This window comes from Natronococcus sp. JC468 (genome assembly GCF_012163165.1).
Lineage (GTDB): Archaea > Halobacteriota > Halobacteria > Halobacteriales > Natrialbaceae > Natronococcus > Natronococcus jeotgali.
In genome coordinates this window covers 51122-58149 of record NZ_JAAVUO010000022.1, presented here as the reverse complement: position 1 = coordinate 58149, position 7028 = coordinate 51122, and the positions used below count along the sequence as shown (strand labels likewise).

6 protein-coding genes and 1 pseudogene are annotated in these 7028 nt (G+C 64.8%); 3 read left to right on the top strand and 4 right to left on the bottom strand.

Annotated elements, in window-relative coordinates:
* Positions 1 to 455, top strand: a pseudogene (locus GWG54_RS13525) (hypothetical protein); the annotation flags it as partial.
* Between the two features lie 30 nt (positions 456 to 485).
* Here GWG54_RS13525 and GWG54_RS13520 read toward each other — a convergent pair.
* Positions 486 to 1463, bottom strand: a complete 978-nt coding sequence (locus GWG54_RS13520; RefSeq protein ID WP_167938274.1) for a transcription initiation factor IIB family protein — start codon at positions 1461 to 1463, stop codon at positions 486 to 488.
* Between the two features lie 197 nt (positions 1464 to 1660).
* Between GWG54_RS13520 and gatC the strand changes: the two genes are divergently transcribed.
* Positions 1661 to 1939 carry an Asp-tRNA(Asn)/Glu-tRNA(Gln) amidotransferase subunit GatC gene (gene gatC / locus GWG54_RS13515; protein WP_167938273.1) on the top strand — a complete coding sequence of 93 codons (279 nt, stop codon included), beginning with the start codon at positions 1661 to 1663 and terminating at the stop codon, positions 1937 to 1939.
* Positions 1936 to 3207: an Asp-tRNA(Asn)/Glu-tRNA(Gln) amidotransferase subunit GatA gene (gatA, locus tag GWG54_RS13510; RefSeq protein ID WP_167938272.1), complete on the top strand. Its 1272-nt coding sequence runs from the start codon at positions 1936 to 1938 to the stop codon at positions 3205 to 3207. The genes gatC and gatA overlap by 4 nt, the downstream gene beginning before the upstream one ends.
* Before the next feature lie 41 nt (positions 3208 to 3248).
* Here gatA and GWG54_RS13505 read toward each other — a convergent pair whose 3' ends face one another.
* The 3 genes from GWG54_RS13505 to GWG54_RS13495 all read right to left on the bottom strand — a co-directional run bounded on the left by GWG54_RS13505 (position 3249) and on the right by GWG54_RS13495 (position 6610).
* Complete coding sequence (locus GWG54_RS13505; protein WP_245242809.1) at positions 3249 to 4613, bottom strand: glycine cleavage T C-terminal barrel domain-containing protein; 1365 nt, start codon at positions 4611 to 4613, stop codon at positions 3249 to 3251.
* A gap of 821 nt (positions 4614 to 5434) precedes the next feature.
* Complete coding sequence (locus GWG54_RS13500) at positions 5435 to 5785, bottom strand: MarR family transcriptional regulator (RefSeq protein ID WP_167938271.1); 351 nt, start codon at positions 5783 to 5785, stop codon at positions 5435 to 5437.
* A 69-nt stretch (positions 5786 to 5854) separates the two neighbouring features.
* Positions 5855 to 6610 carry an NRDE family protein gene (locus GWG54_RS13495; RefSeq protein ID WP_167938270.1) on the bottom strand — a complete coding sequence of 252 codons (756 nt, stop codon included), beginning with the start codon at positions 6608 to 6610 and terminating at the stop codon, positions 5855 to 5857.
* Positions 6611 to 7028: the final 418 nt, after the last annotated feature.

Sequence of the window (7028 nt, the reverse complement as noted above, 5' to 3'; positions counted from 1 at the left end):
ACCCTCTCGGTTCCTGCAAAGCGCGTCGTGGAAGCAGGAAGCCCCGAGGCTTGACCTCGGGGTGGGTTCACGTCGGGCAACACGAGCTCTACACGGACGGCGAGGCCGGCGCCCTCACCGAGGAGGGTCACGGGCCGATGCGCGCCGAGGTCGGCGAGACCGTTCGGATCTACTTCGCCAACGGCGGGCCGAATCTGACCAGTGCGCTCCACCCGATCGGGAACGTCTGGGCTCGCTATTACCGCGACGGCGACCTGCTCTCGGAGCCCGGCCGGAACGTCGAGACGAGCGCGGTCGCGCCCGGATCCGTCGTCGCGGGCGAGATGGAGCTCCCCGTCCCCGGACCGGTCAAAATCGTCGATCACGCGCTCTCGCGGGTCGTCCGCAAGGGGATGCTCGGGGTCATCGAGGTCGAGGGCGAACCGAACCCGGAGCTCTACGACGACGGCACGTAGGCGCGAGCGCGGAAGATCCCGCTCCACGAATCAGATCGCGGGACCGTCCTCGGCCTCGAGCAGCTCGTGGTACCGGTTCCGAATGGTGACTTCGGAGATGCTGGCGACCTCGCTGACGTCGTTCTGGGTGACCTTCTCGTTGGTGAGCAAGGCCGCGGCGTAGACCGCGGCAGCCGCGAGCCCGACCGGCGACTTCCCCGAGTGGACGCCCCCTTCCTTGGCCGTCTGAAGGAGGCTACGGGCGCGGCGTTCGGTCTCGTCGGAGAGTTCGAGCTCGCTCGCGAACCGCGGCACGTAGCTCTCGGGGTCGGCGGGCTGGACCTCGAGGCCCAGTTCCCGGATCACGTAGCGGTAGGTGCGGGCGATCTCGTCTTTTTCGACGCGGCTGACGGCGGAGATCTCGTCTAAGCTGCGAGGGGTGCCGGCCTGGCGGGCCGCCGCATACAGCGAGGACGTGGCGACGCCCTCGATCGACCGTCCCGGCAGTAGGTCCTCCTCGAGGGCGCGCCGATAGATCACGCTGGCGGTCTCGCGGACGTTCTCCGGGAGTCCGAGCGCGCTGGCCATGCGGTCGATCTCGCCGAGGGCCTGCTTGAGGTTGCGCTCCTTGCTGTCGCGGGTCCGGAAGCGCTCGTTCCAGGTCCGCAGACGCTGCATCTTCTGGCGCTGACGGCTCGAGAGCGATCGCCCGTAGGCGTCCTTGTCCTGCCAGCCGATGTTCGTCGACAGCCCCTGGTCGTGCATCATGTTCGTCGTCGGCGCGCCGACGCGGGACTTCTCGTCTTTCTCGCTTGCGTCGAACGCGCGCCACTCGGGACCGCGGTCGATCTCGCCTTCCTCGACGACGAGCCCGCAGTCCTGACACACCGTCTCGGCGCGCTCGCTGTCGGAGCGCAGGCGACCGCCACACTCCGGACACCGCTCGCGCTCGGCGGCCCGTTCGTCCGCCTCCTCGCGCTCGCTCGAGCGACGCTCGCCGCTCCCGGTCCGGATACGTGAGTCTGTCATCGTGGGGTGAGAATCCGGCCGCGAGTGCCGACCGGAGAACGTTCTGTTCCCGTTCCACGGGATCGACGGTGTTAAGTACTTCGGTCGTCCTTCCGGAGCTCGGGCCGGTAACGCGCGGTTACCGGGGCAGGGCGTATCGACGGGGACGCGACGGCGGTATCGAAACCCTTACTCTCCGGAGTCCGGTGGGATCTGGTATGAGCGACGACGCCGTCAGTGCCGAGGAGGTCCGCCACGTCGCGGAGCTGGCTCGCGTCGGCCTGACCGACGCGGAGGTCGACCAGTTCACCCGCCAGTTCGCGGACGTCCTCGAGTACTTCGAGACCCTCGACGAGGTGCCCGAGGTCGAGCGCGAGGCAGACCTCACGAACGTGATGCGACCCGACGAGGAGCGGGACTCGCTGGATCGGGAAGAGGCGCTGCGCAACGCGCCCGAAACCGAGGACGGCTACTTCAAGGGGCCCAACGTCTCATGAGCGAGAACGTCTTCATCACCGAGGAGCGCATCGAGGGCGACGACGACGGTCCCCTCGCGGGGCGAACCGTCGCGGTCAAGGACAACATCTCCACCGCGGGCGTCCGGACGACCTGCGGCTCCCGGATGCTCGAGGAGTACGTCCCGCCCTACGACGCGACCGCGGTCTCACGACTCAAAGACGCGGGGGCGACGATCGTCGGCAAGACCAATATGGACGAGTTCGGGATGGGGCCGCCCCCCGAGCCCTCCTACTTCGGGCCGACGGCCACCCCCGCTGCACCGGGTCGCGTTCCGGGCGGCCCCGCGGGAGGCCCGGCGGCCGCCGTCGCCGCCGGCGAGGCCGACCTCGCGCTCGGTTCCGACACCGGCGGATCGATCCGCTGTCCCGCCGCCTTCTGTGGCGTCGTCGGGATCAAGCCCACCTACGGGCTGGTCTCGCGGTACGGACTGGTGGCCTACGGCAACAGCTTAGAGCAGATCGGTCCGTTCGCGAACTCCGTCGAAGACGCCGCCCGGTTGCTGGACGTCATCGCGGGCAGCGACGAGCGAGACGCCACCACGTGCGAACCGCAACTCGAGGGGGCGAGCTACGCCGACGCCGCGACGGGCGATGTCGACGGCCTGCAGATCGGCGTCCCCACCGAGTTGCTCGAGGGCGCCGACGAGGGCGTCGTCGAGACGTTCTGGGACGCGATCGCCGCCCTCGAGGACCGGGGCGCCGAATACCACGAGGTCTCCTTACCGTCGGTCGAACACGCCGTCGAGGCCTACTACGTGATCGCGATGTCGGAGGCGTCCTCGAACCTCGCCCGGTTCGACGGCGTTCGGTACGGCCATGACGCCGACGCCGAGGGCAACTGGAACGAGACGTTCTCGCAGGCCCGCGAGGAAGGGTTCGGCGACGAGGTCAAACGCCGGATCCTGCTTGGCACGTACGCGCTCTCGGCCGGCTACCACGACAAGTACTACAAGAAGGCCCAGGACGCCCGCGCCTGGGTGAAACAGGACTTCGACGAGGCCCTCGAGGACGCGGACGTCCTCGCGTCGCCGACGATGCCCGTTCCCCCCTTCGAGCGCGGGGAGAGCCTCGAGGATCCCCTCCAGATGTACCTCGCCGACGCCAACACCGTCCCGGTCAACCTCGCCGACCTGCCGGCGATCTCGGTCCCCGCGGGCGAGACCGACGGCCTCCCGGTCGGCCTGCAGCTGGTCGGCCCCGCCTTCGGCGAGGAACGGCTGATCCGGGCCGCGAGCGCGCTCGCGTAATCCGCTGAGTCCATCACAACTTGTCTTCGGAGAAACGACTCTCAATCGTCTATATCGTCCCTGGCGTGAATTTTGGCCTGTTCACGGGCGCTGGGATTGACTGACTCTTTGAACGGAACTTTCGCCAGCGTCGCATACACGGGTTTGCCGGGCACCTCAGCGTACTCGTCCGGGAGGTGGACTGCAAACTCCACATCGAGGTCCGCGTCATATATCGAGTCGTCGAGCGAAACGTCGGTCGCAGCCTGCAGTTTCGCCGCTGGAACGAATCCGAGGCCGATATTGGTCTCGAGGTCCGGATTCCACCCCGCCGACGTCAGGTAGCCACATTCATCGCCCGTCTCCGGGTCCGAGATGAGCCAGTAGTCCGAGGGCCATTCCAGAATCGGTTCGCCTGCCATTTTCAGACCGACCAGTTTGTGAGTGAACGGAAACGCACCGTTTTCGATGGCGTCCTTCTGACGTTCCAGTTCGGCCTTGCCAACGTAGCCCACGTCCTTGTCGTCGGGGACCTGGTAGCCGAGGTTGACCTGAAACGGCGACGTCTCGTAGTCCATATCCTGCCCCAACGACAGGATTCCGGCAGCGATACGTCGACGACCGTTTACTGGCGCCGCGGCACCGCCGTGGTCTTTGACCGTTTCCAGTACTGGATTCCACACTGCCTCGGCGTTCTTCGTCGCTTCACGAACGTATATTTCGAACCCTGCCTCTCCGGAGAAGCCCGTCTGACTCACCAGCACCGGGACGTCGTTGATAGTCGCTTCCATCAGTCCGTAGTACGGAACGTCTTCGACCGCATCACCGATGAGCGACTCCATCACATCGGACGATTTCGGCCCCTGAATCTGCATTGGCGAGACGTCGATCTCGTCGATGTCGACGTCGAAGTCGTTGCCGACTGTGACCCCTTGCAACCACTGCAGCAGGTCGGAGTCGGCGATGGAGAACCAGAACTCGTCGTCGTCGGGCCGCAACAGGACAAAGTCGTTGAGGATCCCGCCGTCCTGGTTGCAGCAGATGGCGTACTTGCCACGCATCGTCTCGATGTCGGTCGCGTCTCGCGTAATGACGAAGTTGACGAACGCCTCGGCATCGGATCCCACGACACGAATCTGGCGCTCGACTGCGACGTCCCATAGCGCTACGTGGTTGACCAGCAACTCGTACCCGGCTTCCGCACCTCCGTCTTCTGGGTCGGTGTACGCGCGGGGGTGATACATGTGGTTGTAAACCGTCGCCTGATGACACCCCTCCTCGACGGAGAGGTGCCAGAACGGTGACTTCCGAACCCGGGTAGAGGTCACGAGGTCAACGTCTGCGTCACCTGTTTGACGAAGATTTCTGGGAACAGTACGATCCGATTGGTCGACGTTGGGGTGGTTCGGGTGGTAGTTTCTCGACATTGGTACTCTATTCCGGTGATTCAACGGAACGGTTGGATAGCGACGCCCGGAGACGCCCGAAGCGACTGGTATCGAACGGCGGGGTAACTCCCGTAAGGAGGTGGAATTTTGGTTCAGTGTCGATGCCTCGGTCATCGTCGTGGTCTCTCTGCGTCATACGAGTGAACACTTGTCCATCGTCATGGCATCTTCTACCATGAAAATGAACAACGGCCTGTAACCGCATTGCCCTCTCTCTTAATCGAATAATGCATTTATATCGGGTCTAGAATATTTCACGCATTCCTGATCACTTTCGCAGGTTCTCGGTGGAAGCAGTGAGAACAACGAAGGCAAGCAAAAAGAATGATTATCGCCCAGAGAACTCCACGAGAGATTCTCGATACACGTTCATCCTCGTTCTGAGTAGTGTACCACCAACTCCGCTGGGCCGCTCTCCTGTATTGACCCCAGCAGCCTCCGTTTCACTGACCCGTAGAACAGTGCCAGACTGTTGAACGAAGACTCTGTATGTAACGTTACGCTGACTCCGATTCGGAACGCATCGTCAATGCGTTATATAGACTCTAAATCACGCAGATGATTTATGGCATATTTCGTATAGGTCGATAGCCGCTTCGGTAACTGTTTGCCCTGTATCTATCACGTTGACAGGACGAGAAGCAGTATATGAACGCCGGGACGCAACTCGTTTTTCGACGCGACGGCTGCGGTCGCTCACGCTAAGCGTCCGACCGAACGCGACGGGGATCGGTACCGGTAGCGATGGCTCTCGAGACGGATCGCGAACGACGAGAGCGCGCGGTGTCGCTCGAGGCGGACTACTCCTCGTACGCGAGGTTCATGATCCACTGCGAGAAGGCGTCGCTGTTGGGGTCGACCTCGTCCTCGCCGATAAACGGCGAGAGCATGTCGCCCGCCATCAACAGGGTGAAATCGAGGTCGCGGGCGATCGGCGTGATGTAGTAGGTGTTGTGCCCGTTGTAGATCGTATCCTCGCGGTCGACCAATTCCTTCTCGACGAGGGATTCGACGATGCGACTTCCCTTCCGCGAGGAGACGTCGAGCTCCTTCCAGAAGTCGCTCTGGTGGATGCCCCCGGTTTCGCGGACGAGCTCGAGGCCGGCCCGTTCGTCCTCGGTGAGCTCGGCTTCGGTCTCGGAGACGCTCACTGCGACCACCCCGTGCGCGACGCTACGGGCGCAAGTGCGTGCATACCTGTATCAGGCGGCGCGAGCCGCTTAAATGTGCCCTTCGCGGTTACGCTCCGGGTCGACGGGCTCGTAGGCCGTCTCGCAGGGCGGTCCTGGCGCGAACGCGTACCGCGACCGCTCGCCGAGCGCGATCAGCGACGACGATCGAGTGCCGTAGCCGTCGCCGTGGACGCAGACGCCGTACTCGTGGTCGCCGAGCACTCCCCCGGCGCGCTCGAGCCAGCCGTCGACGCCCTCTCCGCGGTCGGGGACCAGCTCGGCGCGCACCCTGCGGGCGTTGTCGGCCTGCTCGCGGGCGATCTCGGGACGCTCGGGCGGCAGCCGGACGTCGTCGTCGACCGCGGCGTTGACGACGACGTGGACGCCCGGCTCGAAGTCGGTCCGCTCGAGGACGCCGTTCCACTGCAGGCAGACGGCGTCGCGCTCGTCGGCGACGACCAGGTAGAACCCGTCGTACTCCCGGCTCTCGGTCTCCGCGTCGACGGTCGCGGCCGCCTCGCGGGCCGAACTGGCCTCGAGGGCGTCGGCCACGAGCAGCCCGCGGGAGCGCTCGCCGGCGAGCTCGGGGGTTCCCCAGCGGTTCGTGATCCCGGCGAAGACGCCGCGTTCGTTGTAGCCGATCCAGGTGCCGCCGGCCTCGACGTCGCGGGGCGCGACGATCCGGGGCTCCTCGCGGTAGACCCCCGGCGGAACCGACTCGCGCTCGAGGGACTCGTCTCGGTTGGCGGCGACCGCTACCGGTGCGTCCTCGAAGACCTGCCAGGCGAGGGTGAGCGTACACACGGGCGGGGGTAGGGACGCCGAGGCCTTAACGTCGCGTTCGGCACGCGGGATATCGAAGGGGAGCGTTTACTCTCGAGACATCGCGAACTCGAGCCGATCGGAGCGCTACTGGCCACCGGTATATCATAAAAGGTGAATGTTAGTGATGTATGGGTAGAGCGTGCTCGGTGACCGGAACATACCGTTTCCGAGGCCAAGAGTATCGGGGAGCAGTAGTCCACTGGACACAGGAGATTTCCACATCCTCCCCAGCCGATTCGCTCACTCCCTGCGGTCGTTCGCTCATCCCTCGCACAGCGTTGAACGATGACTCGCTATTCGCTCGTCATCGATCAGCGCGCGCCACCGCAGCGCGGGAGGGACGATCGCGACTCGCGTGCGCTCGCTCGAGTCCGCGGGAAGTTCGACGATGGAAGCC